At 57.8% G+C, this 24,991-nt stretch carries 26 protein-coding genes; 16 read left to right on the forward strand and 10 right to left on the reverse strand.

From position 1 onward, the window contains the following. Positions 1-24: 24 nt before the first annotated feature. Positions 25-831, reverse strand: a complete 807-nt coding sequence (locus KEHDKFFH_RS18980; RefSeq protein WP_104323353.1) for an exodeoxyribonuclease III — start codon at positions 829-831, stop codon at positions 25-27. A gap of 81 nt (positions 832-912) precedes the next feature. On the opposite strand from KEHDKFFH_RS18980, the gene pyrE reads away from it, so the two are divergent. Together pyrE and KEHDKFFH_RS18990 are read left to right on the forward strand one after the other, a co-directional pair. Then, positions 913-1,551, forward strand: a complete 639-nt coding sequence (gene pyrE / locus KEHDKFFH_RS18985) for an orotate phosphoribosyltransferase (protein WP_008174208.1) — start codon at positions 913-915, stop codon at positions 1,549-1,551. Positions 1,552-1,554: 3 nt separating this feature from the next. After that, entirely contained in the window at positions 1,555-2,208 is a 654-nt protein-coding gene (locus KEHDKFFH_RS18990; protein WP_104323354.1) for a DUF4124 domain-containing protein, read from the forward strand. A 97-nt stretch (positions 2,209-2,305) separates the two neighbouring features. Here KEHDKFFH_RS18990 and KEHDKFFH_RS18995 read toward each other — a convergent pair whose 3' ends face one another. Together KEHDKFFH_RS18995 and KEHDKFFH_RS19000 are read right to left on the reverse strand one after the other, a co-directional pair. After that, positions 2,306-2,728: a hypothetical protein gene (locus KEHDKFFH_RS18995; protein ID WP_104323355.1), complete on the reverse strand. Its 423-nt coding sequence runs from the start codon at positions 2,726-2,728 to the stop codon at positions 2,306-2,308. Between the two features lie 141 nt (positions 2,729-2,869). Next, a complete protein-coding gene (locus tag KEHDKFFH_RS19000; RefSeq protein WP_104323356.1) occupies positions 2,870-3,208 on the reverse strand; it encodes a DUF2782 domain-containing protein in 339 nt (112 codons plus the stop codon). Positions 3,209-3,295: 87 nt separating this feature from the next. On the opposite strand from KEHDKFFH_RS19000, the gene polA reads away from it, so the two are divergent. Continuing rightward, on the forward strand, positions 3,296-6,028 hold the full coding sequence (gene polA, locus KEHDKFFH_RS19005) for a DNA polymerase I (RefSeq protein WP_104323357.1): 2,733 nt from the start codon (positions 3,296-3,298) through the stop codon (positions 6,026-6,028). A 231-nt stretch (positions 6,029-6,259) separates the two neighbouring features. Beyond that, positions 6,260-6,634, forward strand: coding sequence for a hypothetical protein (locus KEHDKFFH_RS19010; protein ID WP_104323358.1), 375 nt, complete (start codon positions 6,260-6,262; stop codon positions 6,632-6,634). Between the two features lie 36 nt (positions 6,635-6,670). On the opposite strand, the gene KEHDKFFH_RS19015 is transcribed toward KEHDKFFH_RS19010, so the two are convergent. The 3 genes from KEHDKFFH_RS19015 to KEHDKFFH_RS19025 all read right to left on the reverse strand — a co-directional run bounded on the left by KEHDKFFH_RS19015 (position 6,671) and on the right by KEHDKFFH_RS19025 (position 10,605). Further along, positions 6,671-8,164 (reverse strand): OmpP1/FadL family transporter, encoded by a 1,494-nt coding sequence (locus KEHDKFFH_RS19015; RefSeq protein ID WP_104323359.1) that lies wholly within the window; start codon positions 8,162-8,164, stop codon positions 6,671-6,673. A 120-nt stretch (positions 8,165-8,284) separates the two neighbouring features. Then, positions 8,285-9,406 carry a PilT/PilU family type 4a pilus ATPase gene (locus KEHDKFFH_RS19020; RefSeq protein ID WP_104323360.1) on the reverse strand — a complete coding sequence of 374 codons (1,122 nt, stop codon included), beginning with the start codon at positions 9,404-9,406 and terminating at the stop codon, positions 8,285-8,287. 218 nt (positions 9,407-9,624) lie between these two features. Continuing rightward, positions 9,625-10,605, reverse strand: a complete 981-nt coding sequence (locus KEHDKFFH_RS19025) for a type IV pilus twitching motility protein PilT (protein ID WP_104323361.1) — start codon at positions 10,603-10,605, stop codon at positions 9,625-9,627. Between the two features lie 140 nt (positions 10,606-10,745). Between KEHDKFFH_RS19025 and KEHDKFFH_RS19030 the strand changes: the two genes are divergently transcribed. The 10 genes from KEHDKFFH_RS19030 (at position 10,746) to KEHDKFFH_RS19075 (ending at position 20,067) form a co-directional block, all read left to right on the forward strand. After that, positions 10,746-11,450: a YggS family pyridoxal phosphate-dependent enzyme gene (locus KEHDKFFH_RS19030; protein ID WP_104323362.1), complete on the forward strand. Its 705-nt coding sequence runs from the start codon at positions 10,746-10,748 to the stop codon at positions 11,448-11,450. A gap of 61 nt (positions 11,451-11,511) precedes the next feature. Beyond that, positions 11,512-12,345 (forward strand): pyrroline-5-carboxylate reductase, encoded by an 834-nt coding sequence (gene proC / locus KEHDKFFH_RS19035; RefSeq protein WP_104323363.1) that lies wholly within the window; start codon positions 11,512-11,514, stop codon positions 12,343-12,345. 22 nt (positions 12,346-12,367) lie between these two features. Next, positions 12,368-12,952 (forward strand): YggT family protein, encoded by a 585-nt coding sequence (locus KEHDKFFH_RS19040; protein WP_104323364.1) that lies wholly within the window; start codon positions 12,368-12,370, stop codon positions 12,950-12,952. Between the two features lie 243 nt (positions 12,953-13,195). Next, entirely contained in the window at positions 13,196-15,160 is a 1,965-nt protein-coding gene (locus KEHDKFFH_RS19045) for a dynamin family protein (RefSeq protein ID WP_104323365.1), read from the forward strand. Positions 15,161-15,553: 393 nt separating this feature from the next. Beyond that, positions 15,554-16,702, forward strand: a complete 1,149-nt coding sequence (gene metX, locus KEHDKFFH_RS19050; RefSeq protein ID WP_104323366.1) for a homoserine O-succinyltransferase MetX — start codon at positions 15,554-15,556, stop codon at positions 16,700-16,702. Continuing rightward, positions 16,699-17,298, forward strand: coding sequence for a methionine biosynthesis protein MetW (metW, locus tag KEHDKFFH_RS19055; protein ID WP_104323367.1), 600 nt, complete (start codon positions 16,699-16,701; stop codon positions 17,296-17,298). The genes metX and metW overlap by 4 nt, the downstream gene beginning before the upstream one ends. 2 nt (positions 17,299-17,300) lie before the next feature. After that, positions 17,301-17,756, forward strand: a complete 456-nt coding sequence (locus tag KEHDKFFH_RS19060) for a DUF4426 domain-containing protein (RefSeq protein ID WP_104323368.1) — start codon at positions 17,301-17,303, stop codon at positions 17,754-17,756. A gap of 6 nt (positions 17,757-17,762) precedes the next feature. Continuing rightward, complete coding sequence (rdgB, locus tag KEHDKFFH_RS19065) at positions 17,763-18,362, forward strand: RdgB/HAM1 family non-canonical purine NTP pyrophosphatase (RefSeq protein WP_104323369.1); 600 nt, start codon at positions 17,763-17,765, stop codon at positions 18,360-18,362. A 5-nt stretch (positions 18,363-18,367) separates the two neighbouring features. Beyond that, positions 18,368-19,534 (forward strand): radical SAM family heme chaperone HemW, encoded by a 1,167-nt coding sequence (gene hemW, locus KEHDKFFH_RS19070; RefSeq protein ID WP_104323370.1) that lies wholly within the window; start codon positions 18,368-18,370, stop codon positions 19,532-19,534. Continuing rightward, the gene (locus KEHDKFFH_RS19075) at positions 19,534-20,067 is read left to right on the forward strand and encodes a hypothetical protein (protein WP_104323371.1); all 534 of its coding nucleotides are present in this window, start codon (positions 19,534-19,536) and stop codon (positions 20,065-20,067) included. Before hemW ends, KEHDKFFH_RS19075 begins: the two co-directional genes overlap by 1 nt. Before the next feature lie 18 nt (positions 20,068-20,085). Here the strand turns inward: KEHDKFFH_RS19075 and trmB are convergent, their stop codons facing one another. The 3 genes from trmB to KEHDKFFH_RS19090 form a co-directional block, all read right to left on the reverse strand. Beyond that, a complete protein-coding gene (trmB, locus tag KEHDKFFH_RS19080; protein WP_104323372.1) occupies positions 20,086-20,820 on the reverse strand; it encodes a tRNA (guanosine(46)-N7)-methyltransferase TrmB in 735 nt (244 codons plus the stop codon). 71 nt (positions 20,821-20,891) lie between these two features. Further along, positions 20,892-22,424, reverse strand: a complete 1,533-nt coding sequence (locus KEHDKFFH_RS19085; RefSeq protein WP_104323373.1) for a YifB family Mg chelatase-like AAA ATPase — start codon at positions 22,422-22,424, stop codon at positions 20,892-20,894. Positions 22,425-22,487: 63 nt separating this feature from the next. After that, a complete protein-coding gene (locus KEHDKFFH_RS19090) occupies positions 22,488-22,742 on the reverse strand; it encodes an accessory factor UbiK family protein (protein ID WP_064228415.1) in 255 nt (84 codons plus the stop codon). A gap of 381 nt (positions 22,743-23,123) precedes the next feature. Between KEHDKFFH_RS19090 and glnK the strand changes: the two genes are divergently transcribed. Together glnK and KEHDKFFH_RS19100 are read left to right on the forward strand one after the other, a co-directional pair. Next, positions 23,124-23,462 (forward strand): P-II family nitrogen regulator, encoded by a 339-nt coding sequence (gene glnK / locus KEHDKFFH_RS19095; protein ID WP_008173268.1) that lies wholly within the window; start codon positions 23,124-23,126, stop codon positions 23,460-23,462. Positions 23,463-23,534: 72 nt separating this feature from the next. Further along, a complete protein-coding gene (locus KEHDKFFH_RS19100) occupies positions 23,535-24,818 on the forward strand; it encodes an ammonium transporter (protein WP_104323374.1) in 1,284 nt (427 codons plus the stop codon). 54 nt (positions 24,819-24,872) lie between these two features. On the opposite strand, the gene KEHDKFFH_RS19105 is transcribed toward KEHDKFFH_RS19100, so the two are convergent. Further along, positions 24,873-24,991, reverse strand: a 119-nt coding sequence (locus KEHDKFFH_RS19105) for a transposase (RefSeq protein WP_146074517.1), incomplete at its 5' end; no start/stop codon positions are given.

The raw sequence follows: 24,991 nt of genomic DNA on the forward strand, positions 1-24,991 counted from the left end.
CCACACAGGCGTCTTCCCCCAGACTTAAAAGCCGATTTCGATGTCGTAATCCATGATCACCGGGGCGTGATCGGAGAAACGGGTTGAATCGTCGATCCAGCCATCTTCGATGGTCTTCCGGATTCCCGGTGTCAGTAGATGGTAGTCCACCCGGATGCCGGCATTCTTGCGGGACCCTTCAGCTTGCTCCGGCCACCAGGTAAACTGGTGGCTCTGCTTGTTAATTTCGCGGAAGCCGTCGATACAGCCCATTTCATCGAACAGACGATCCAGCCAGGCGCGCTCGTGGGGCAGGAAACCGGAGAAGTCCAGCTTGTGGTACAGGGGACTGGCGTCGGTTACGTGGTGTGCAGTCTGGAGGTTGGCACAGAAAATGAACTGCCGGCGCTTGCGCAGCGTTTTCTGCATGTGCAGACCGAAGGACTCCATAAAGTCGTCCTTGTGGTCCAGCACCGTGAGGTCGTCCTCACCGATCAGTTCTTCTTCGCGACCGAGGGCACAGGGGGCCAGCACGCAGGCAACCGAAACCTTGTCAAAATCGGCCTGAATAAACCGTCCTTCGCGATCCGCCTGCTCATTGGCAAACCCGTACATGATGGCTTTCGGGAAATGACGGGTGTAGATACCAACACCGCCATCCTCGTTTTTCTCGCCATCAATGAAATAGGCTTCGTAACCTTCCGGAATCAGGTTGTAGTCCTCAATCTCGTAGGCCCGCATGCGATGATCCTGGACACAGACCACGTCAGCGTCCTGCTCCGCCAGCCAGTCGAAAAAGCCTTTTTCAACAGCCTGGGCGAGGCCATTGACGCTGATTGATACTACCCGCATACGTGTTCCCTGATTCGGTTTGTGTGTATGATACCGTTTTTACGCGCTAATTAAAGATCAACACCCGCCAGAAGCCTTGTCATGCACGACTATCAGCAGAAATTTATCGAATTTGCCATCCGCCGAAATGTACTACGCTTTGGTGAGTTCACGCTCAAGTCGGGCCGAACCAGCCCCTACTTCTTTAACGCTGGCCTGTTCAATACCGGGGACGACCTGCTTCAATTAAGCAAGGCCTATGCCGCCGCGATCGCACGCAGCGGGCTGGATTATGACATTATTTTCGGCCCTGCCTATAAGGGCATTCCGTTGGCCACTGTCACAGCAATGGCGTTGGCTACAGACGGTAACAGCAAACCCTTTGCGTTTAATCGCAAGGAAAAGAAAGATCATGGTGAGGGCGGCAACATTGTTGGCGCACCGTTGCAGGGCAAAGTACTGATTGTGGATGATGTGATCACCGCCGGTACCGCGATCCGGGAATCCATCGACATCATCCGGGCCGCCGGGGCCGAACCGGCAGGCGTACTTATCGCGCTGGATCGTCAGGAAAAAGGCAACGGAGAACTGTCCGCTATCCAGGAAGTGGAGAAGGAATTCGGAATCCCTGTGGTAAGCATCATTCGTCTTGAACAGGTGCTGGACTACCTTAAAGCCAACCCGGAGTTTGCCGGGCATGCCGAAAAGGTAGCCAGTTATCGGGATCGTTACGGAGTCTGATTGATGGCGAATCGTCTGACCGCACTTTCTGTCAAAGCAACGGCATTGGCGCTGGCTCTGGGCTTTTCTGCCCAGGTGGCGGCCAATATGTACCGTTACACGGATGAGAACGGCCAGATAGTAATCAGTAGCACCATTCCCCAGGAAGCTACCAAACGTGGCTATGACATACTGAGCAACAATGGCCGCGTGATAGAGACTATCCCTCCGGCGCCAACCGAAGAGGAGATTGCCGCCCGGGAAGCGGAAAAACAGCGGCAGAAGGAACTCGCTGAACAGCGCGAGAAGGACCGCGCTCTGCTGAAGCGCTTCAGCCACCCGGATCAGGCAGTAAAAGCCATGCACCGGAAAATCCGGGAGCTTGAGGGCCTGATACAGCTCAAGCGGGGCAACATCTCAGTCATATCCAGCCAACTGGATAACGAACAGAGCCGTGCCGCCGACATGGAGCGGGGCGGTCGAGAGATCCCCGAGGCCACACTTGAAAAAATCCGGCGACTGGAATCCCAGATACGGGATATTGAGCGGGAAATCACCTCACAAACCCAGGAAATCGAAGAACTGCGCAAGGCCTTCGAGGCCGACATAGAGCGCCTGGAAGAGGTCACCGGCGAGGCGCGGACCGTACCGTTTGATCACACAGAAACGGAAAACTGATCGTTCGCTGGAGCTCCCCTGCATAATAAAAAGGCCGCCGGTTTTACCCGGCGGCCTCTTCGTTTCACTCACCTATCGGTGAGACGCTATCCGCGATTCAAGCGGAAGCAGTGGTCTTCTTGGCGGTAGAAGTGGTCTTGCGCGCAGTGGTCTTGCGTGCAGCCGGCTTCTTCGGCTCAACAGATTTCTTCGCATCCTGCGCAGCGTCAGACACGTCTTCCGCGGCTTCTGCTACTGCATCAGCGCCTTCTGCCGCTTCTTTTTCCAGCTTGGCGACCAGGTCACCAGCGAAGTTACCGAAACGGCTGTTCAGGCTGCGCAGCTGCTCGAACAGGCTGTCGCTGTAGCCGTTGTAACGCTTGCGCAGGGTCTTCACGCTGTATTCGCGTGCTTCAGACTCGAGCTTCTCGGCGTAATCGAACGGCTTGGAAGCCAGCTTCTTCTGCTGCTCTTCAGCGGCGTTGATACCCTTGTCCACGATTTCCTGAAGCTGTTCCTGATAAGACTTGAGTTTACCCATGATGAATCTCCTTGGTTTCCTGAAGGTTCCAAGACCCCGTCGAAACCAGTGCAACGAGGGCCTTTCTTTAATCTCAGGATCCAAGTTACGCCCTAAAATTAGAATGTTCATACTAAAAGCAGGCGTCAATGCAAATGGGCGTTACCAGCGGAAAATCACCCAGCTGGGCACCAACATGTCGGACTCGGTTTCCCGGATCCAGCCGCCACCATCTGCCGGCACCAGGTAATACTCCGGGCCGACCTCAGGCACGACCTTGATTTCCATGAGCTGGCCATTAACCCGGTATTCGTAGAACACTTCCTTCTCACCGGGGCGGATAACAATTTCCGGGCCCTCGCTCGCGGGCTGGTAATCAGAGATCACCACCGGCTCCTTGGGCGTTGCAACCGGAGTCTCATCCAGGGCGCCTTGCTCCTGTGCCAGGGCAACCAGAGGCAGACAGGCGAGCAACAAAGCCGGGCAGGCGATTCGTTTCATTTTCGTGATACCCTTTCGTCCATCGATTTCAGTACAGAGTTGCACAAGCCAACCCACGCTTCAATCAGATTCCGGACCTGTTTTGACATGACCAGCAAAAACACACCTCCCGTGGTTCTTGTGGACGGATCGTCCTATCTTTTCCGCGCTTATCATGCACTTCCGCCACTGACCACCAGCAAGGACCACCCTACCGGAGCTATCAAAGGCGTCATCAGTATGATTCGGCGCCTGGAGCAGGATTTTCCCGGATCCAAGATGGTGGTGGTCTTCGACGCCAAGGGTAAAACCTTCCGGCATGATCTGTATGAAGAGTACAAGGCTAACCGGCCACCGATGCCGGAGGATCTGGCCTGTCAGATCGGGCCCATCCACGAGATCGTCAAGGCCATGGGACTGCCGCTGCTGACGGTGACAGGCGTCGAGGCCGACGATGTGATCGGCACCCTCGCCAACGAGGCGACCAGCAAAGGCATCGATGTAGTGGTTTCCACCGGTGACAAGGATATGGCGCAGCTGGTCAGCGATCACGTTACCCTGATCAACACCATGACCGAGACCCGGATGGATCGGGACGGCGTGGTGGAAAAATTCGGTGTCACCCCGGAGCAGATTGTGGATTACCTGGCCCTGGTGGGCGACAAGGTGGACAACATCCCCGGGGTGAACAAGTGCGGCCCGAAAACTGCGGTAAAATGGCTGCAGAGCTATGAAAACCTGGACAATGTTATTGAGCATGCCGATGAAATCAAAGGCAAGATCGGGGAATACCTGCGCGACGCCACCGAAACCCTGCCCCTGAGTCGCGAGCTGGCCACCATCCGCACTGACGTGGAACTGGATTTTGGCCTGGAAGACCTGAAGCTTCGGGAGCAGGATGACCAGCAGCTGCTTGAGCTGTTCAAGGAATATGAGTTCCGCACCTGGATTGCCGAACTGGAAGAAGGTGACACCTCATCCTCCGGCAAGGCTCAGTCCAGCGATGAAAAACCCAGTCCCGGAACCGGCAAGAAAGACTACAAAGTCATCACCGATCAGAAAGACCTGGATCAATGGGTGGAACGCCTGAAATCAGCCGAGCTGTTTGCCTTCGATACCGAAACCACCAGCCTCCGGTACATGAGCGCAGAGATCGTCGGTGTGTCCTTCGCCATCGAACCGGGCGAGGCGGCCTATGTCCCGTTGGGACACGACTACATGGGCGCCCCCGAGCAGCTGGATCGTGACCAGGTCCTGGATCAGCTCAAGCCGCTACTGGAGGATCCCGGTCTGGCAAAGGTCGGACAGAACCTGAAATACGACAAGAATGTGCTGGCCAATCACGGCATTACCCTGGAGGGCATTGCCGAGGACACCATGCTGGAGTCCTACGTTCTGAATTCTGTCGCGACCCGGCATGATATGGACAGCCTCGCCATGTATTATCTGGGCGAGAAGACCATCAGCTTCGAATCCATTGCCGGCAAAGGCGCGAAACAGCTCACCTTTAACCAGATCGAACTGGAAAAAGCTGGGCCCTATGCCGCCGAGGATGCCGACATTACCCTGCGCCTGCATCAGGCCCTCAGGCCAAAACTGAAAGAAACCGGGAAACTGGCCTCTGTCTACGAAGACATCGATTTGCCTCTGGTGCCGGTACTGTCGCGCATGGAGCAGCGCGGCACCCTGATCAGCGCCAGCACTCTGCGACAGCACAGCCAGGAACTGGCAGAGCGCATGGCAGAACTGGAAAAAGAAGCCCACGACGTGGCCGGCGAGACCTTCAACCTGGGTTCCACCAAGCAGCTGCAGGCGATCTTCTACGACAAGATGGGCCTGCCGGTGGTGAAGAAAACCCCCAAGGGCGCGCCATCAACGGCGGAACCGGTACTGCAGGAGCTGGCCCACGAACACGAACTGCCGCGCCTGATTCTTGAACACCGCAGCCTGAGCAAACTGAAGTCCACATACACCGACACCCTGCCGGAGCTGATTCACCACCGCACCGGCCGCGTACACACCTCCTACCATCAGGCCGTCACCGCTACCGGTCGACTGTCGTCTTCCGAGCCCAATCTCCAGAATATCCCCATTCGCAGCGAGCAGGGACGCCGTATAAGGCAAGCCTTTATCGCCCCCGAGGGTTACAAGCTGGTGGCTGCCGACTACTCCCAGATTGAGCTGCGGATCATGGCCCACCTCTCCGGGGACAAAGGACTGCTGAAAGCCTTTGAAAAGGGTGAAGACATCCACAAGGCAACGGCATCGGAAGTCTTCGGCGTCAGCCTGGAGGCGGTATCTTCAGACCAGCGCCGTAGCGCCAAGGCCATCAACTTCGGCCTGATCTACGGCATGTCTGCCTTTGGCCTGTCCCGACAACTGGACGTTGAGCCCAAACTCGCCCAGCAATATATCGACCGTTATTTCGAGCGCTACCCCGGCGTTCTGAAGTACATGGACAACATCCGCAAACAGGCCCACGACGATGGTTTCGTTGAAACCCTGTTCGGCCGTCGCCTTTACCTGCCGGAAATCAACGCCCGCAACAAACAGCTGCAGCAGGCTGCCGAGCGCACCGCGATCAACGCGCCAATGCAGGGTACCGCCGCCGACATCATCAAACGAGCCATGGTGGACGTTGAGAATTGGCTGCTGAAGGAACACGCCGATGAAGCCCGCATGACCATGCAGGTTCACGATGAACTGATCCTGGAAGTGAAGGAATCGGCTCTCGACAAGGTCCTATCAGGACTGGAAAAGCGCATGTCAGCAGCAGCGGAGCTGGATGTTCCCCTGCTGGTGGAAGCCGGCGCCGGCGACAACTGGGACGAGGCGCACTGATTCGACCCAGAAAAGGGCAGGGACGCCCGAAAACGCACCGTAATCGACCGCAACATCGGCCGCCGAGCCTACCTTCACGCCCCGTGGTTCCACGGCAGGCCACCAGCACGCCCTGCCGGCGAAATAACACCGTCACGGCACGATATTCGCTACATAATCAGAGTCGGCGCCTGCCCCACCACGCACTCCGGGCAGCGCCATGTTGTGACATCCATCTCCGAGGCTCATACCATGACTTCTCTGGCATCTGAACGTAGCTGGCTGCTGGACCCCAGCGTGCTGAAACTGGTTCACCAGTGCCGCCGCCTGATTCACACGGAATTTGGCGTCAAACTGCACCTCACGGAAGAGCATCTGGAAAAACAACTGGCTGACTACGCGCGAAAAACCCGCTCCAGTCAGCTGACTCGTGTCTGGGAGACCCTGAAGGAGCAGGTTCCACAGCTGAATATCGAACCGGAGGAAGAAGACGACGGCTTCAAGCGCAACTATCGAGGACAGGTGATTGCGGATGCACCGACGGCATCAGTGCAGGACCACGAGGAAGGGGAAATTGACCCGCCACGGAAGAAAAAGGTCATCTACCGTGGCCAGGTGGTTGGCTGACCAGCCTTGCGCTTGGCCAACCGGATTGGCAAGCGATTAGAAGGACTTGCTTACCTCGATGGACGCACTCCAGGCGCTGAGGTCGTACTCCCCTTTGTAGTTTGATGCGCCTGAGGACGGATCCTGTTGCGTGGGTGCTTCATGCAAATAGACAAGCTCATCCACTTGTGGATCATCTGTGAACAGAAGCGTTCCGATAGCGGCGTCAATCGTCCAACCACTATCGGCACTTTTCCATTGAGAGCCCAGTGTCAACCAGTGACGGTCACTTGATGGAATTCGTGCAGTAAGGAAATTGTCCACTGGCGATTCATCCCAGGCGTAGCCAGCCTTGAATGCCCATTCAGGCGTAGCTTGCCAGATACCACCAACATTGAACTGCCAGGTATTTTTCCATTTTTCTGTGATGTGAGTAATCACCTCGTCACCTGTCACACCAGATACAGGGCCTGAGCCACCCTCACGGCTGATAATATCGAGCTCTTCAAAGCGGCTCCACTTTGCGTACGTGGCACCAGCCAGAATAGTCACTTCCGGCGTCAACTTATGTCGCGCTCCAACCGTGATGCTCTCAGGTATCGCCAGCGGTACTCGGACAGCTTCGCTGACACCGTCTTGGGCACCCGTCGGAAAAGCCTGAACTCCCTGACCGATCGCAGAAAGGTCAACAGCTGTCGTTTCGGGGAATTTGGATATTTCCGCCTCACCATCTAGCTCAAACTCCGTACCTGTCTGGGCCGTAAGACCAAACTGGGTTCTATCAGACAGCTCGTACAGAAAGCCAATTCGAAAATTTACCGCGACATCGTCACCTTCAATGTCTGCATATCCTTCATCAAACTCTGAAGGCACGGGCACCCCGAAATCTTCAGGAGACGCAGGCCCCAGTGCTGAGTCAAGGCTAGCGTATCCTTGCTGCCAACGACCGTATATACCCGAATAATCCTGGAACTTGGTCAGGCGCCCTTCGGCATACATGATGTTGATACCAGCCCCCATGGACAGGCCTTGACCATTACTGACCGAGACAGCCGGAGAGAAAGAAATGACAGTCAGCTCAGTCTCATCCGCAAAATAACGACCAGCAAAATCATCGTCGTAGTCGGCTGCCAGACCGTAGGGCGCATGAATCCCGAACCCCACGTCTATCGAATCATTGATTTCGTGAGTGAGATATATATTGGGAAGAACAGCTGGATCGGCAATATCACCACCCGAGCTACCACTTACCGGGCGTCCCAGGGTGTCTGTCGCGCGCACTGTTCCTGCCTTGGCCTCGGCATCAATATCCAGAACCGCCGCACCGAAGGAAATATTGGTGCCAGACAGCTGGCTCATCCCGGCAGGGTTGAACAGAACGGTGGTGGCATTCTCGGGGTTGGCAGCGGCGCCGGCATTGGCGGTGCCCATGGCACTGGCGCTCTGCTCATTGAGGGAAAAACCGCCTGCCAGCGTGCTGACAGGTGCGGCGAACGCCGCGAGAGTAGTAAAACGGACAGCTCGTGCAAGCATTGAAGATCGGTGGTGCATGGTATCTCCTTATTGAATCGCGCGGAGTATACGCACCACCCCTTACTGGCCTCAAATGCCATCCCTAACGGTTCAGGAGCCTAACTTTCTACAACTAAAGTCTAATCATTGCAGTTCGTATCAGTCGTCCTGAATTGAAAGCTTGTCCACAGAGGAAGAAAGCTTATCCGCCCCCTGGGCGTCGGCACCAAGCTTGATCATCAGGCGCAAGTCGTTGGCAGAGTCGGCATGGGCCAGAGCATCTTCATACGTGATGGAGCCTTCTGCGTACAATTGATAGAGCGCCTGGTCAAAGGTCTGCATGCCGGATTCGTTGGATTTGGACATCAGCTCTTTCAGCCGATGCACCTCGCCCTTCCGGATCAGGTCCGACACCAGCGGGGTATTGATCAGCACCTCGATAACCGCTTTACGGCCCTTGCCGTCCGGCGTTGGCACCAGCTGCTGGGCCACGATGGCCTTGAGGTTCAGGGAGAGGTCCATCCAGATCTGGTTATGCTGTTCCGGAGGGAAGAACTGGATAATCCGGTCCAGCGCCTGGTTGGCGTTGTTAGCGTGCAGGGTGGCCAGACACAGGTGACCGGTTTCGGCGAATTGCACGGAATATTCCATGGTCTGCCGGGTGCGCACCTCACCGATCAGGATCACATCGGGCGCCTGACGCAGCGTGTTCTTCAGCGCCACTTCGAAGCTCTCGGTGTCGATACCCACCTCACGCTGGGTAACGATACAGCCCTGGTGCTGGTGTACGAATTCGATCGGGTCTTCAATGGAAATGATATGGCCGCGGCTGTTGCGGTTCCGGTGCCCCAGCATCGCCGCCAGCGACGTCGACTTACCGGTACCGGTGGCGCCCACGAACATGATCAGGCCACGCTTGGTCATGGCCAGTTCCTTGATCACTTCCGGCAACGAAAGATCGTCGATTTGCGGGATCTTTACCTCGATCCGACGCAGCACCATGCCACACAGGTTACGCTGGAAGAATGCGGACACCCGGAACCGGCCAATGCCCCGGGCACTGATCGCAAAATTACACTCGTGGGTCTCCTCAAACTCGGCGCGCTGCTTGTCATTCATCGAGCCGTAGACAAACTCCCTGGTCTGCTCCGGCGTCAACGCGTTCTTGGTCACCGGGAGCACTTTCCCGTTCACCTTCATGCTCGGTGGCACACCCGCTGTAATAAACAGGTCTGAACCGCCTTTTTCCACCATCAGCCGTAACAGTTTTTCGAATTCCATTTTTTGTACCCAGCCTTCATCGTTTGGTGCCTGGGCGGGGCTAGTACAGCCTCCCGGGACACGCTGTAAATACGTCCATGTAAGCTTGACTGCAGCATCCATGCTGCAGACAGTCCCGGGAAGCTGTACCCGCCCCACCCGTCAAACTCTATTCGGGGAGTCTGACTGATTCCCCTTTGCTCCTGGCACCGACAATGCAGCTTCAGGAGCAAACCAGATTAAAAGTTGTCAGGCATCTTGGCCTTGGCCCGCGCAGCTTCGCGGGAAATAAGCCCTTTCTGCAAAAGCCGCTCAAGGCACTGATCCAGCGTTTGCATGCCCAGGGAGCCACCGGTCTGGATTGATGAGTACATCTGGGCAATCTTGTCTTCCCGGATCAGGTTCCGGATCGCAGACGTACCGATCATGATCTCGTGAGCCGCAATCCGGCCGCCCCCCATTTTTTTCATCAGGGTCTGGGAAATAACTGCCTGCAGGGATTCCGACAGCATCGACCGCACCATGGACTTTTCTTCCGCCGGGAACACGTCAACAACCCGGTCAATGGTCTTGGCGGCGGAGGTGGTATGCAGGGTCCCGAAGACCAGGTGACCTGTCTCGGCGGCTGTCAGCGCGAGGCGGATGGTTTCCAGGTCCCGGAGCTCACCAACCAGGATGATGTCGGGGTCTTCCCGCTGGTTAACCAGACATTTCTTTGAGTCATGTACGAATTCGATGGGGTCTTCAATGGTAAGAACGTGTTCGTAGCGGGTGTCGTTGATGTAATCGATCATCGCCGCCAGCGTGGTGGACTTACCGGAGCCAGTCGGGCCGGTCACCAGCACCAGTCCTCGGGGCACTGAAGACACATCCTTGAACACCTGGCCCATGCCCAGGTCTTCCATGGTCAGAACCTTGGAGGGGATGGTCCGGAAAACGGCACCGGCGCCACGGTTCTGGTTAAAGGCGTTGACACGGAAACGGGCGACACCCGGAACTTCAAAAGAGAAGTCGGTTTCCAGGAATTCCTCGTAGTCCTTGCGCTGCTTGTCGTTCATGATGTCGTAGATCAGCCCGTGGACTTCTTTGTGCTCCATGGGCGGCAGGTTGATGCGGCGTACATCACCATCAACACGAATCATCGGGGGCAGACCGGCAGAGAGGTGCAAGTCAGACGCACCCTGTTTCGCCGAAAAGGCAAGCAGTTCAGTAATATCCATAGGAATCCTCGGAAGGCTTTTTCTTTTATCCCGGTAGCTTCCGCCCGGCGGGGCCCCGGCGCGGTTCACTTGGCATTTCAGTGACCTGCGGGTAACGTGTCACCTTACAAGTGACAGACCGAGCGTGGCAATTTCACACTATGAGCAGCATAGCAGACAACATCGGGAGCGTAACCCGACGCATACAAAAAGCAACATTGCAGGCCGGGCGGGAGCCGGGAGCTGTGCATCTGCTCGCCGTGAGTAAGACCCGCCCACCCGGAGACCTGCGGGAAGCCTTCGCCGCCGGGCAGCGTGCCTTCGGTGAGAACTACCTTCAGGAAGCGCTGGAAAAGATTGAGGCGCTGTCTGATCTTGATGGCCTGGACTGGCATTTCATCGGTCCGATCCAGTCCAACAAAACCCGGCAGATAGCCTCTGCCTTCGCCTGGGTGCACAGCGTCGACCGCCTCAAGATTGCCCGCCGGCTAAGCGAACAGCGGGACCCGGGGCTGCCACCATTGAATATCTGCCTTCAGGTTAATATTAATGAAGAAGAGAGCAAATCCGGCAGCACTCTCGGGGAGTTGCCGGAAATGGTGGCCGAAATCGGCGAACTGCCAAACCTCAGCCTGAGAGGGCTGATGGCCATTCCGGATCCGGATCAGCCCGAAGCAGGGTTAAGAGCCAGTTTTAGAAAGCTGGCCAATACCCTGAAGCAACTGAAGGCAGATCATCCCGATGCCGGCCCGCTCGATACGCTGTCCATGGGCATGTCCGGCGACCTGGAAATTGCTATTGCGGAAGGCGCCACCTGGGTACGGGTGGGCACCGCACTTTTCGGCAAACGCCCAGTAAAGAGCTGAACCGGCCGGTTCCTGCTATGATCAGGGCCGGACGTTTAAACGATCAACCGGGGAGTTAACCTTGAGCACATCACCAACCATTTCTTTTATTGGCGCCGGCAACATGGCCAGCGCCATCATTGGCGGTATGCTGGATAACGGCTATCAGGCCGGCAACATTTGGGTGAGCGCGCCGGATGACGCGCACCTGCAAACGATCCGCAAGCGTTTCGGCGTGAGCGTAACCACAGACAACCGCTACTGCGCCCAGCAGGCAGATATGGTGGTTCTCGCGGTGAAACCCCAGGTGATGGCGGATGTCTGTCGCGACATTGCGCCAGTGGTTCAGAACACCCGCCCTCTCATGGTATCCATCGCCGCCGGGCTGACAGCCGACACACTCGACGGCTGGCTGGGCGGCGGATTGCCGATGGTCCGGGTTATGCCCAACACACCATCCCTCGTCGGCAAGGGGGCAGCAGGCCTGTTCGCCAACAAAGAGGTGAAAGACAAACAGAAGAAAATGGTGGAATCGGTGTTTGAAAGCATCGGTTCAGCGCTTTGGGTTGAGGACGAAAACCTTCTGCACGGTGTGACCGCTCTCTCCGGCAGTGGCCCGGCCTATTTCTTCCTGATGCTCGAGGCACTGGAAGACGCCGCCACCGAAGCCGGCATTGCCGCTGGAACCGCAAGAGAACTGGCTATCCAGACCATGGCAGGCGCAGCCGAAATGGCTGCCCGAAGCGAGCACGACCCCGGCCAGCTCAAGCGCAACGTGATGTCTCCCGGCGGAACCACCGAGCAGGCCATCAACACCTTTGAGGAAGGTGGCATGCGCGATCTGGTGTCCAAAGCCTACAAGGCAGCATTCAAGCGCTCGGAAGAAATGGCCAAAGAACTGGCAGGCAAACAGTAACCGATAACGGAGACACGGCTTCATGCTGGCAGACATTCTGATCACCATCCTGCTGATCGCATCCACCTTCTACATGACCATTGTACTGCTCCGGTTCCTGCTTCAGCTGGCCCGTGCAGACTTCTACAACCCGATCACCCAGTTCGTGGTCAAGGCCACCAATCCGCCGCTGCGACCGTTACGTCGCTTCATTCCCGGCTGGGGCGGCGTGGATGGCGCTTCGCTGGTGCTTGCGGTCATCATCCAGGGAATCACCTTCTTCCTGATACTGGTTGCCCTGAACGGCGGCATCCCCGCCGTGAATCCGATCACCTTGCTGGTGTGGGCCGTACTGAACGTCCTGGACCTGATCGTAAAGATCTACTTCTGGTCGGTTATTGCGGTGGTGATCGTAAGCTGGATCGCCCCCGGCAGCGGCCACCCCGCGATTCAGCTGGTTGCCCAGATCACTGAGCCGGTGATGCGCCCGGTGCGCAACATCATGCCCTCCATGGGCGGCCTGGACCTGTCACCCATCATTGTGTTCCTGATTCTGAACGTGATCTCGGTGGTAATTGAGCACATGAAAATGGCCGCAGGCCTTGGCTCCATCGGGCTGGGTATGTAAACCCCGTCTCAAATATACACTTTGTAACACTAAGCCACGAAATCCATAACTCCCGGGCTGCAGATTCAGACCTCTGATTTTGCAGCCTTTTTTATTATATTCCTCCGGTTTTGCCCGATCTCTTCATCGTAGCTCTGCCGCAAACATAGATAGAACAGGATAGTATTACCGGTAATTAATCCGTCACCCGTGAGCACCCCGTTTTGACCGGGATACCCGGAAGTCGCGCAGAAGGAAAATCCGATGAACCAACAGGGAACTCTGTCGCAGCAGGTAGAGGCTTATCACAACTGGAAAAAAGAGCTGATCCGACAGATCGGCCGATACCGGCTGTGGCTGCAGGATAACAATCTGTTTTCCGACGATGTCAGCACCCGCATCCGCCATGGACTGGAGCTGCTGATCGAGGACGAGCTCACCATTGCGTTTGTCGGGGAATACTCCCGCGGAAAAACCGAGCTGATCAACGCCCTGTTCTTCTCCGAATACGGCCAGCGCATGCTGCCTTCACAGGCAGGGCGCACCACCATGTGCCCCACGGAGCTGTTCTTTGATCGCAACGCCAACGAAAATTATCTGCTTCTTTTACCCATTGAAACCCGAAACGGCGAACTGTCTCTGCAGCAGTTGCGCAAGCAGCCGGAACGGTGGGTGAAGCATGAGCTGGACGAACGCGATCCTGAAATCATGCGAGAAGTTCTGGCCGAAGTTGCCCGGGTAAAGAGCGTACCTCCGGAGGAGGCGCGGAAGCTCGGCTTCGACGAGGATATGTTGGAGCATGACCGCAATAATCCCGGCAACGTACTGGTGCCAGCCTGGCGTAATGCCCAGATCAGCATTCGTCACCCATTGTTCGAGCGCGGCCTGCGAATCCTCGACACTCCGGGCCTGAATGCTCTTGGCTCAGAGCCGGAACTGACCATCAGCATGCTGCCCCGCGCCCATGCCGTAATTTTCGTACTCAGTGCCGACACCGGTGTGACCGCCAGCGATATGACCATCTGGAAGGAACATATCGACACCCAGCACGCGGATCACCGCGCCGGACGCTTTGCCGTGCTGAACAAGATCGATGTGCTCTGGGATGACCTGCAAGGTGAACGTCACACCAACGATGCCATTGAGCGGGTGCGTGGCTATACCGCCGATCACCTTGGCATGCGCCAGCATGATGTGATCCCGGTTTCCGCCAAACAGGGACTGGTTGCCAGGGTCAGGAAAGATAGCGACTTGTTTGACCGCTCCAATATCGGCCAGCTCGAGCAGCTGATTATTCAGCGCATCCTGATGCACAAAGAGCAGCTGATTACCCAGAGCCTGATCAACGACCTTCTGGGCATGCTCCAGAACAGCCAGGCAGCGATGCAATATCGCCTGGAATCCCTGGAAGAGGAACTGCAGGCCTGCGCCGGCGTCACCATGGACAAGGCAGCCCTCGGCCGCCTGGCAGAACGCGCCCAGAAAGACTACGACTTCTACTACAAGAAGCTGATCACTCTGCGTTCGAGCCGGCGACTGATGGACTCCCAGGGCGACCTGCTGAAAAAACTGGTGAGCGAGGACCGCTTCGAGGCCCACGCTGAACGTATCCGCACCAGTATGTCGAAAAGCTGGACCACCGCCGGTATGAACCGCGCCATGGACCAGTTCTTCGAACTGCTTGAAAGCGACCTGACCAACTTGCTGAGCGAAGGGCACCTGGCCGAAAAAATGGTGGGTGCTATTTACCGTCGCTATAACGAGGACAACCGGGCCCGTCATCTCGAGCCAATCCCGCTCCGGGCCGGTCGTCACGTGATCGCCATCCGTGAGTTGCGCAAAAAAGCCCGACGTTTCCGAATCAGCCCGAAAAACCTGCTGACAGAGCAGTCGGTTCTGGTTCGCCGGTTTTTCAACGTCATGGTGGGCGAAGCCCGCACCCTGCACGCCCGTGTGCGCCACGACGTTGAACGCTGGCCATCCGAAGCCCTGCTGCCGATCATGCAATACTCCATGGAACAGAAGCAGCTGCTGGAGCACCAGATCCGGCGACTTCGCGACATGGTCCGCAATGACAGGGACAGCCGGACCGAACGCCAGCGCCTTACCAACACCATTGCCGATCTGCGCAAACAGCTGGAACTGGCCGATGCCATGCAGCGCCAGATTCGCAAGCCGGCCCCCACCCTGATTCAGCAAAAAGTGGTGAACATCTCCGGCGCTGTGTAGTGTCCCGTCTGGCTCATGCCTTAACCTACTGAGCTTCTGAAAAACCGAAGGGCTAGGCGTGCTGGTGAAGATTTGGTGGTTCCAAATCGAGACAGCAGAACGACGCAATTCGGCTTTTCAGAAGCTCCCAAAGGGCTTGCCTCTGAGAGCTCTGAATCTGCGTTGCCAGCCTTTGATGTGGAACCACCACATCTGCAGACTGGCGCCTAGCTCAGAATTCTCAGAGGCAAGCAGTAGATTAAGGCATGAGCCAGACGGGACACTAAGCCCCGCGAGAGCGATCATTCAGGCGGTTGCAGCCATCACGCCCCGGCTTTAAACTGCTGGGCTGGCGATGGCTTTGTCATTGCTTTTCCAGACACTTACGGATCGAACCAGGAACCACGCGCGCCGATGCCTGATACCCTGCCTGCGGATTCTGTCGGGATTGTCACCCCGCAGACCTATCATTTCGACGCTCCCATCGATCTGGCCTGTGGTCAGACCCTGGAAAACTATGACCTGGTGGTGGAAACCTACGGCACCCTGAATGCCGATGCCAGCAACGCGGTTCTTATCTGCCACGCTCTGAGCGGACACCACCACGCCGCCGGCTATCATTCCGCCGAAGACCGCAAGCCTGGCTGGTGGGACAGCTGCATTGGCCCCGGCAAACCCATCGACACCGACCGTTTTTTCGTCGTCAGCCTGAACAACCTCGGTGGCTGCCACGGCAGTACCGGCCCCAACAGCATCAATCCCGAAACCGGCAAGCCGTTCGGCCCGGAGTTTCCGGTAATCACCGTCAGCGACTGGGTCAAGAGCCAGGCCCTGCTGGCAGACCGGCTCGGCATCCAATGCTGGGCCGCCGTTGTTGGTGGATCACTGGGCGGCATGCAGGCCCTGCAGTGGAGCCTGGACTATCCTGATCGCCTGCGTCACGCGGTGGCCATTGCCTCCACCCCCCGGCTGACGGCCCAGAACATTGCTTTCAACGAAGTGGCCCGCCAGGCCATCACCTCCGACCGGGAATTTCACGATGGTCGCTACTACGACTTTGATACCGTTCCCCGACGCGGCCTGATGCTGGCGCGAATGGTCGGACACATTACCTACCTGTCCGATGCGTCCATGGGCGAGAAATTCGGCCGCGAGCTTCGAGACCAGGCCTACAAGTTCGGTTACGACGCGGAGTTCCAGGTTGAGAGCTACCTGCGTTATCAGGGCGAGCGCTTTTCAGAGACTTTCGACGCCAATACCTATCTGCTGATGACCCGGGCCCTCGATTACTTTGATCCGGCCTACGAGTATGGCGGGGACCTTTCCAAAGCCCTTGCAGCCGGCAATTGCGAATACCTGGTGCTGTCGTTCAGCACCGACTGGCGCTTCACACCCGCCCGCTCGGAAGAAATGGTCAACGCCATGATTGCCGCCCGCCGGAAGGTCAGCTATGCCGAGGTGGATGCACCCTGGGGTCACGACGCGTTCCTGATTCCGACCCCGAGATACACTGACATTTTTACCGCCTACATGGACCGAGTGGCACGGGAGGTCGGCGCATGAGACCGGATCTCGAAATCATCCAGCAATGGGTCAAGCCCGGCCACCACATCCTGGATCTGGGCTGCGGCGACGGCACCCTGCTCGACTTCCTGCAGCGCGAGCGGGGCGCCAGTGGCTTCGGCCTGGAAATCAACCCGGACCATATCACCACCTGCATGGGCCGTGGCGTCGCCGTTATTGAACAGAATCTGGACACCCAGGGGCTGGGCAACTTTGATGATGGCAGTTTTGATGTCGTGCTGATGACCCAGGCACTTCAGGCGGTCCGGCGGCCAGACAAGGTTCTGGATGAAATGCTCCGGGTGGGCAGTGAAGGCATCGTCACCTTCCCGAACTTTGCCCACTGGCGACTGCGCTGGGGACTGACTTTGAGCGGGCGTATGCCCGAATCCGAGGCGCTGCCGTATAAATGGTATAACACACCTAACATAAGGCTGTGCACCTTCAAGGATTTTGAGGCTCTGTGCCGGCAGAAAGGCATCAGGATCAAAAGCCGTCGGGTGGTAGACGGCCAGCATCAGAACAGCTGGTTGGCGCGCCTGTGGCCGAATTTGTTGGGTGAAATTGCCATTTACCGAATCACACGGGAGACCTAGCAATGATCGCAAAAACCTTTTCCGCATTCCGCAACCTGCTGGTAATTGCTCTCACCGGCCTGTTTAGCCTCCAAGCACAGGCTGGCTCACAGGATTTCGGCGAGTACGAGGTGCTCTGGAGCGTGCTGCCCAGCACCTTCCTGGCCCCTGAAGTCGCGAAGGCAAACAATCTTCAACGCAGCAAGGGCATTGGCATCGTCAATATTTCCATCATGAAGGAAAACGAAGACGGCTCCATGTCCCCGGTCAGCGGCCAGGTGGAAGGCAAGGTCTCCAACGATGTTCAACAGGTGCGCTTTCTGGCGTTTCGCCGGATTCAGGAAGGTGACTCCGTGTATTTTATTGCCGAGTACCAGTACTCGTCCGGCGAGCTGATGACCTTCAATGTTACCGCCCGCCCTACCGGACACCAGCAAGACCTTGCGGTGCGTTTTGCTCACACACTGTTCAGCGATTAAGCCTGTATGAGCAACCAACTCGTCATCGCCAGCAATAATAAAGGGAAAATCGCCGAGCTGACCGAACTGCTCTCGCCTCTGGGCATGACGCCGGTTTCCCAGGGCGACCTGGGCGTCGGTGAAACCGAGGAGCCGGCCGTGACCTTTGTCGAGAACGCGATCCTCAAGGCCCGCCATGCCGCCCGGGAAACCGGGCTCCCGGCCCTGGCAGACGACAGCGGTCTGGCGGTGGATGCCCTCGGAGGCCGCCCCGGCGTCCGTTCCGCCCGCTTTGCCGGCGCGGCGGCGACCGACCAGGACAACGTGAACGCCCTGCTCGACGCCATGGCCGGCGTTCCAGAAGAGCAACGGGGCGCCCAGTTTCACTGTGTGCTGGTATACCTGCGTCACGCCGACGACCCCACACCCATTGTCTGCCATGGCCGCTGGCCGGGCTCGATCCTCAGATCACCCCGGGGCGATGGCGGCTTTGGCTATGACCCGGTATTCCTGGTGCCCGAGCATGGCTGCAGCGCGGCCGAACTGTCCCGCTCCGAAAAAAGCAGCATCAGCCACCGCGGACGAGCCCTGAAAATCCTGATGGAACAGCTCAAGGCCGAGGTCTGAACCCGTTGAACGACACTGAGACTGGGAAAGATCAACAGCCAGCGGCGGTTCGGCCGCCACTGAGTCTTTATATCCACGTGCCTTGGTGCGTGCGGAAGTGTCCCTACTGTGATTTCAACTCCCACGCCTTTACCGGTGCCATCCCCGAGTCCGCCTACCTGGAGGCCCTGCTCGAAGACCTCGACCAGGACCTGGCCTTTGCCACCGACCGGCCGATAGAAACCGTGTTCATTGGCGGCGGCACTCCCTCCCTGATGAGCGGCGAATTCTATGACCGGCTGTTCCGGGAATTGCGGGCAAGGCTCAACCTCGAGGCAGATGCCGAGATCACACTGGAAGCCAACCCGGGAACACTCGAAGCCGGCCGCTTCGAAGCCTTCCGGAAGGCGGGCATCAACCGCCTGTCCATCGGCGTACAGAGCTTTAACGCCGATCACCTGAAAGCCCTGGGCCGAATTCATGACGCCGATGCCGCTCACCGGGCGATACGCGCCGCTCGCCGGGCCGGCTTCGACAATTTCAACATCGACCTGATGCACGGCCTGCCGGGCCAGACCCCGGAGCAGGCCCTTGAGGACATCCAGACTGCCCTGCACTACGATCCGGCCCACCTGTCCTGGTATCAATTGACCCTCGAGCCAAATACCGAATTTTACAGTCGGCCTCCAGACCTGCCGGACGACGATCATCTCTGGGACATCTATCGCCGCGGCTCAGACCTGCTGCACAAACAGGGATATCAGGATTACGAAGTTTCGGCCTGGAGCCTCCGCGGAAAGGCCTCTCGCCATAATCTGAACTACTGGACTTTCGGGGACTATCTGGCCCTCGGGGCCGGCGCCCACGGCAAGATCAGTCTGGCCGACGGCAGTATCCGGCGCTACTGGAAGACTCGCCAGCCCGAAGCCTACCTGCAACGGATCGGGAGCCGTACCGCTGGCACAGACGCCATAGCCGGGGAAGATTTACCCCTGGAGTTCCTGATGAATGCCCTGAGACTGAAAGAAGGAGTGGATGAAAGCCTTTTTTCTGAGCGAACGGGTTTACCCCTGACAACAGTTGGGGTAAAACTTGAACAACTGCGAAATGAAAAGCTGATGGTGAGTGATCGGCTCCAGGCCACTGACCTGGGCCAGAGATACCTGAACAGCCTGTTGGAGCGTTTTCTGTAATGGACCCTGCACACGGAGTGGCGGCCTTTCCGAAAAGCCTGAAAGCCAGCCTGGTGGTGGCTGCCGTGCTGCTGTTCGCCTTGCTTATGGTCAACCAGCCACTGCAGACCGCCTCCGCGCCCCAGGGTATCGTCAGCTACCAGTTGGCCGGCACCGCAGACCAGGCCCATGCCATTTTTCGCAGCTGGGGAAGAGAAGGCGTTGCCTGGGCGAAGATTTCACTGTGGCTGGACTTCCTGTTCATCCCCGCATACATGCTTGCCCTGATCTACCTGACCCGACACTTCACCCGCGATCGCCCCGGCATTCGCGAGCGAGTAGGTGCCCGATGGGTGAGAGCCCTGTTTGCAACCGCCGGCCTGAGCGATGGCGCCGAGAACATTCTGTTGCTGAACAATTTTAACCCACCCACCGATGAAGTGAGCCTATCCGCAACCCTGTGCGCGCTGATCAAGTTCACGGCACTCACGCTCGGGATTGCCGGACTGGTGATTATCCGGGCGTCCCGGCGCCATCCGCTGGCGCACCACTGAAGCCTCTTGTGCCGGACATCAGTTGGTCCGGTAGAACAACAGATCCCAGACGCCGTGACCGAGGGTTTCGCCACGCTTTTCAAACTTGGTAATCGGACGGTCTTCAGGGCGCGGTGAATAGCCACCGGACTCCTGGGTGTTGGCAAAGCCTTCGGACTCGTTCATCACCTCGAGCATATGCTCCGCGTAGTTTTCCCAGTCGGTCGCCAGGTGCAGGATGCCGCCCACCCTCAGCTTGTGACGAACCCGCTGGACAAACTCGTGCTGAATCAGCCGGCGCTTGTGATGCTTTTTCTTGTGCCAGGGGTCCGGGAAAAACACCATTACCCGATCCAGACAGGCGTCAGGGAGGCAAAGATCAATAACATCGTTGGCATCGATGCTGTAGATGCGGACGTTTTCCAGGCCGCGCTCCTCAATCTCCTTGAGCAGTGCACCAACGCCGGGCTGATGGACCTCAACCCCAATGAAGTCCTGCTCGGGGGCCGCTTCGGCCATTTCAGCCAGGGACCGGCCCATACCAAAACCGATTTCCAGGTTGAGCATGTTGTCCCGACCAAAGACTTCGCGCGGATCGATCATTCCGTCCTCACGGGTCAGGCCATACTTCGGCCAGCTGCGTTCGAACGCCTTCTTCTGGCCCTCTGTCATCCGGCCCTGGCGCAGAACGAAGCTGCGCACGCCGCGGCGGGTGGTTACCGGCGATTCGGCGGCGGTATCCGGGGAATTTTGCGGTTCTTTATGGTCTGTCATCTGCAATCCTTAACCGCAGGCAGCGGGTCTGTTTAACGGGATTTGCCAACAGTTTACCAGAGTGTCCTCACTCAGGCGGAGACCACCGAGTTACGACCCTGTTGTCGATCCAGCTGCCGGTAGCCCAATGCTTCAACCAGATGGCTCTGGCGCAGCTCGTCGCAGCCTTCCAGATCGGCAAGTGTTCGGGCAACTCGCAATATGCGGTGCAGCGCACGGGCCGAAAGTCCCAACTTTTCCATGGCACCGGTGAGCAACTGCTCACCCTGGCGATCCAGCCGGCACGCGGCCTGCAATTCACGCCCGGATAAGCCGGCATTCAGGCAACCTCTCTCTGATTGCCGGGTTCTGGCGATCAGGACACGCTCCCGGACGGTGGCGCTGGTTTCGCCATCCCCGCCCTGTCGCATCAAGATGTCGCCACCCTGAACAGGCACTTCAACGTGCAGATCAAACCTGTCCAGAAGCGGACCGGAAATTTTCGATCGGTAACGGGCAATCTGTTGTGGTGTGCACTGACACTCGATGGTGGGGTGACCGCTATAACCACAGGGGCAAGGGTTCATCGCGCCCACCACCTGAAATCGCGCCGGAAAATTCACCTGCCGCGCCGCGCGGCTGATCGAGATCTCACCGGTCTCCATCGGTTCCCGCAACACCTCCAGAACCCGACGTTCGAACTCCGGCAATTCGTCAAGGAAGAGTACGCCCCGATGAGCCAGGGAGATTTCCCCGGGCCTCGGGCTGCTGCCGCCGCCCACCAGGGCAACAGCCGATGCGGTATGATGAGGCGATCGGAAGGGCGGTTCCCGCCAGCCCCCGGAACGAACAGGAAGCCCGGCAACAGAATGCACGCTGGCAACTTCCATGGCGGCAGCATCATCCAGCCCCGGAAGAATGCCGGGCAGCCGACTGGCGAGCATACTCTTGCCGGTTCCCGGTGGACCGAAGAACAGAAGATTGTGACTACCTGCCGCAGCCACCTCCAGTGCTCTGCGGGGAACCCGCTGGCCGCGGACATCCGACAGATCTGGCAACTCCCCCTTGTTGCCCGGCAGCTGTTCCAGCGAGGACCTGGGCACTGGTACCAGACGGGCGCGGCCACTCAAGTGCTCACATACCGCCAGAAGGTGACCCGCGGCCAGAACGTCACCCTGGCTAGCCAGGGCCGCCTCCTCGGCATTCCTGTTCGGAACCAGCAAACTCCGCTGATCATCCCGGGCGGCCAGCACAGCCGGCAGTACACCCTTTAATGGCCGCAATGCACCATCAAGGGACAATTCGCCAAGAAATTCGCAATCGGAAAGACTGTCCACCGGGATCTGGCCCGAGGCCGCCAGAATGCCCAGGGCAATGGGCAAATCGAAACGGCCGCCCTCTTTGGGCAGATCAGCAGGCGCGAGATTGATGGTGATTCTGCGAGCGGGAAATTCGAAGCCCGCGTTGAGAAGGGCGCTTCGAACACGCTCCTTGCTTTCTCTGACACCGGTTTCCGGCAGCCCCACGATTGAGAGCGCGGGCAGGCCGCCTGAGAGATGAACTTCAACGGTAACGGCGGGGGCCGACACGCCAATGGTGGCGCGGGAGTGAACGATAGCAAGCATGACAACCTTCCATGGTAGTGACCGGGAATGCTTGCCCGGCATCCTGCCGGGCGCGTCCGGGATTTACTGTTTCTGCAGGGAATTTTCCAGTTCGGCCACCCGCTTCTCGAGTGCATCCACCTTTTCACGGGTCTTCAGCAAGACCGCCTGCTGGGCGTCGAACTCTTCCCGTGTTACCAGCTCCAAACGGGACAGGACGGCCATCACAGTAGCCCGGGCCTGGGTTTCAAAATCTTCCCGTGCAGCGCGGGCCATATCGGGAACGAACTGGCCGAATTGGCCCTGCAGTTGAGCAAAAATATCCTGTGGACCTTTCACACATCACCTCACAAATTACTGAAATATCCGGCTTCGACTAAAAGACAGGGCCTGTTGCCGGTTTGCGGGAGTGTATCACACCGCAGCCCCTGCCATACTGTAGGCGGTCGGCCCTATAATATGGGCCGTTCGGACAGAGAGCCCGCTCCAATTTGGCTCACTGTCCGGCTACCCGCTCTATTTTGGTGCATAACTTTGCGCCATTCTGGTACGCGGATATCTTAACCTGTTGTTTTAAAGTTATTTTTTTGCGTTGGCATACCCGATGCTAAAGCTCTCGTACGCAATCCGCACAATTGGTGTGCGAGGTGGCAGCATCCCGAACTCAACAATCGGCCGACGGGCCCTCACTGTTGGGACGGCTTTACCAAGGAGAAAGCAATGAAACTTGTGACAGCGATCATCAAGCCTTTCAAATTGGATGATGTCCGTGAGGCACTATCCGAGATTGGCGTACAAGGCGTAACCGTCACTGAAGTCAAAGGCTTCGGTCGGCAAAAAGGCCACACAGAACTCTATCGTGGCGCTGAATATGTGGTGGATTTCCTGCCCAAGGTGAAGGTGGAAGTTGCCATTGGCGACAATCTGCTGGACCAGGTTATTGAATCCATCACCAAGGCGGCCAACACCGGCAAGATCGGTGACGGCAAGATCTTCGTGACTGAACTGGCTCAGGCCATCCGGATCCGGACTGGCGAAACCGGCGAAGAAGCGGTCTGAACCAGCTCTGATAATTCGAACAGCCAACGCAAAAAATTTATAACCTGAAAAGCCTCGTGCGGAGGGCTTCATATGGAAAGCAATCTAAATCACATTTTTGAACTCCAGTATGCGCTGGATACCTTTTACTTCCTGATTTGCGGTGCCCTGGTCATGTGGATGGCCGCAGGCTTTGCCATGCTGGAAGCCGGCCTGGTGCGTGCCAAAAACACCACCGAAATCCTGACCAAGAACGTGGCCCTGTTTGCGGTCGCCTGCACCATGTACCTGATAGTCGGCTACGACATCATGTACGACGGTGGCATCTTCCTGAGCGGCATCACTACCGTTGCCGAGATGGACGACGCGGCCGTTGCCGGCGTCATTGCAGCCTCCACCGAAGCCGGTTTCGGCGACATGGGCGAATACAGCGGCGCATCTGACTTTTTCTTCCAGGTTGTCTTCGTTGCCACTGCCATGTCCATCGTGTCCGGTGCCGTGGCTGAGCGTATGAAGCTCTGGGCCTTCCTGGCATTTGCCGTTGTTATGTGTGGTTTCATCTACCCGATGCAGGGTTCCTGGACCTGGAACGGCGACGCGGTATTTGGCATGTATGAGCTGAGCTACAGCGACTACGCCGGTTCCGGTATCGTTCACATGGCCGGTGCAGCAGCAGCCCTGGCAGGCGTTATCCTCCTCGGTGCCCGTAAAGGCAAGTACGGCGCCAAAGGCGAGATCCGCGCCTTCCCGGGTGCCAACCTGCCCCTGGCAACGCTGGGTACCTTCATCCTGTGGATGGGCTGGTTCGGCTTCAACGGTGGTTCTACCCTGAAGCTGGGTGGCATCGGTGTCGCCAACGAGGTTGCCAACGTGTTCCTGAACACCAACGCAGCTGCAGCCGGCGGCCTGATCGCTGCCCTGATCGTGGCGCGCCTGATGTTCGGCAAGGCCGATCTGACCATGGCCCTGAACGGTGCCCTGGCAGGCCTTGTTGCCATCACTGCCGAGCCGGCGGACCCTTCTCCCCTGCTGGCCACCATCATCGGCGCCATCGGCGGCACCCTGGTTGTATTCTCCATCGTGACCATGGACAAGCTGCGCATTGACGATCCGGTCGGTGCCATCTCTGTACACGGTGTGGTGGGTATCTGGGGTATCTTCGCGGTTCTCCTGTCCGACGCAGACGCCACCTTCATGGGTCAGCTGGTCGGCATGCTCACCATCTTCGTCTGGGTATTTGTTACCAGCCTGATCGTCTGGAGCATCCTGAAGGCCGTCATGGGCATCAGGGTTTCCGAAGAAGACGAGTACGAAGGTGTGGACCTGTCCGAGTGCGGCATGGAAGCCTATCCGGAGTTTGTCAGCGGCAAGCAGTAAACGCTGACAGTGCAAAACCAGAAGGGGCGCCAACCGGCGCCCCTTTTTTTAGGTTCATCGCGCTTTACCGGGAAACGCTGCTTTTATCTTTAGGAAGAAGTAATCGTTGTCCCGGTAGCCATAAGCCATCCGCTTGATCACCTTGATCTTGTTGTTCATTCCCTCCAGCACAC

Origin of the sequence: Marinobacter maroccanus, from assembly GCF_002933275.1 — a bacterium.
Taxonomy (GTDB): domain Bacteria; phylum Pseudomonadota; class Gammaproteobacteria; order Pseudomonadales; family Oleiphilaceae; genus Marinobacter; species Marinobacter maroccanus.

Excerpts from the sequence above, each read along its gene's own strand:
- KEHDKFFH_RS19100 (WP_104323374.1), top strand. The coding sequence starts at position 23,535 with ATGGAAAGCAATCTAAATCACATTTTTGAACTCCAGTATGCGCTGGAT.
- KEHDKFFH_RS19010 (WP_104323358.1), top strand. The coding sequence starts at position 6,260 with ATGACTTCTCTGGCATCTGAACGTAGCTGGCTGCTGGACCCCAGCGTG.
- KEHDKFFH_RS19075 (WP_104323371.1), top strand. The coding sequence starts at position 19,534 with ATGGACCCTGCACACGGAGTGGCGGCCTTTCCGAAAAGCCTGAAAGCC.
- KEHDKFFH_RS19040 (WP_104323364.1), top strand. The coding sequence starts at position 12,368 with ATGCTGGCAGACATTCTGATCACCATCCTGCTGATCGCATCCACCTTC.
- KEHDKFFH_RS19015 (WP_104323359.1), bottom strand. The coding sequence starts at position 8,164 with ATGCACCACCGATCTTCAATGCTTGCACGAGCTGTCCGTTTTACTACT.
- KEHDKFFH_RS18980 (WP_104323353.1), bottom strand. The coding sequence starts at position 831 with ATGCGGGTAGTATCAATCAGCGTCAATGGCCTCGCCCAGGCTGTTGAA.
- KEHDKFFH_RS18990 (WP_104323354.1), top strand. The coding sequence starts at position 1,555 with ATGGCGAATCGTCTGACCGCACTTTCTGTCAAAGCAACGGCATTGGCG.
- metX (WP_104323366.1), top strand. The coding sequence starts at position 15,554 with ATGCCTGATACCCTGCCTGCGGATTCTGTCGGGATTGTCACCCCGCAG.
- KEHDKFFH_RS19045 (WP_104323365.1), top strand. The coding sequence starts at position 13,196 with ATGAACCAACAGGGAACTCTGTCGCAGCAGGTAGAGGCTTATCACAAC.
- pyrE (WP_008174208.1), top strand. The coding sequence starts at position 913 with ATGCACGACTATCAGCAGAAATTTATCGAATTTGCCATCCGCCGAAAT.
- polA (WP_104323357.1), top strand. The coding sequence starts at position 3,296 with ATGACCAGCAAAAACACACCTCCCGTGGTTCTTGTGGACGGATCGTCC.
- KEHDKFFH_RS19000 (WP_104323356.1), bottom strand. The coding sequence starts at position 3,208 with ATGAAACGAATCGCCTGCCCGGCTTTGTTGCTCGCCTGTCTGCCTCTG.
- KEHDKFFH_RS18995 (WP_104323355.1), bottom strand. The coding sequence starts at position 2,728 with ATGGGTAAACTCAAGTCTTATCAGGAACAGCTTCAGGAAATCGTGGAC.
- KEHDKFFH_RS19020 (WP_104323360.1), bottom strand. The coding sequence starts at position 9,406 with ATGGAATTCGAAAAACTGTTACGGCTGATGGTGGAAAAAGGCGGTTCA.
- KEHDKFFH_RS19030 (WP_104323362.1), top strand. The coding sequence starts at position 10,746 with ATGAGCAGCATAGCAGACAACATCGGGAGCGTAACCCGACGCATACAA.
- KEHDKFFH_RS19060 (WP_104323368.1), top strand. The coding sequence starts at position 17,301 with ATGATCGCAAAAACCTTTTCCGCATTCCGCAACCTGCTGGTAATTGCT.
- metW (WP_104323367.1), top strand. The coding sequence starts at position 16,699 with ATGAGACCGGATCTCGAAATCATCCAGCAATGGGTCAAGCCCGGCCAC.
- glnK (WP_008173268.1), top strand. The coding sequence starts at position 23,124 with ATGAAACTTGTGACAGCGATCATCAAGCCTTTCAAATTGGATGATGTC.
- trmB (WP_104323372.1), bottom strand. The coding sequence starts at position 20,820 with ATGACAGACCATAAAGAACCGCAAAATTCCCCGGATACCGCCGCCGAA.
- KEHDKFFH_RS19085 (WP_104323373.1), bottom strand. The coding sequence starts at position 22,424 with ATGCTTGCTATCGTTCACTCCCGCGCCACCATTGGCGTGTCGGCCCCC.
- rdgB (WP_104323369.1), top strand. The coding sequence starts at position 17,763 with ATGAGCAACCAACTCGTCATCGCCAGCAATAATAAAGGGAAAATCGCC.
- KEHDKFFH_RS19025 (WP_104323361.1), bottom strand. The coding sequence starts at position 10,605 with ATGGATATTACTGAACTGCTTGCCTTTTCGGCGAAACAGGGTGCGTCT.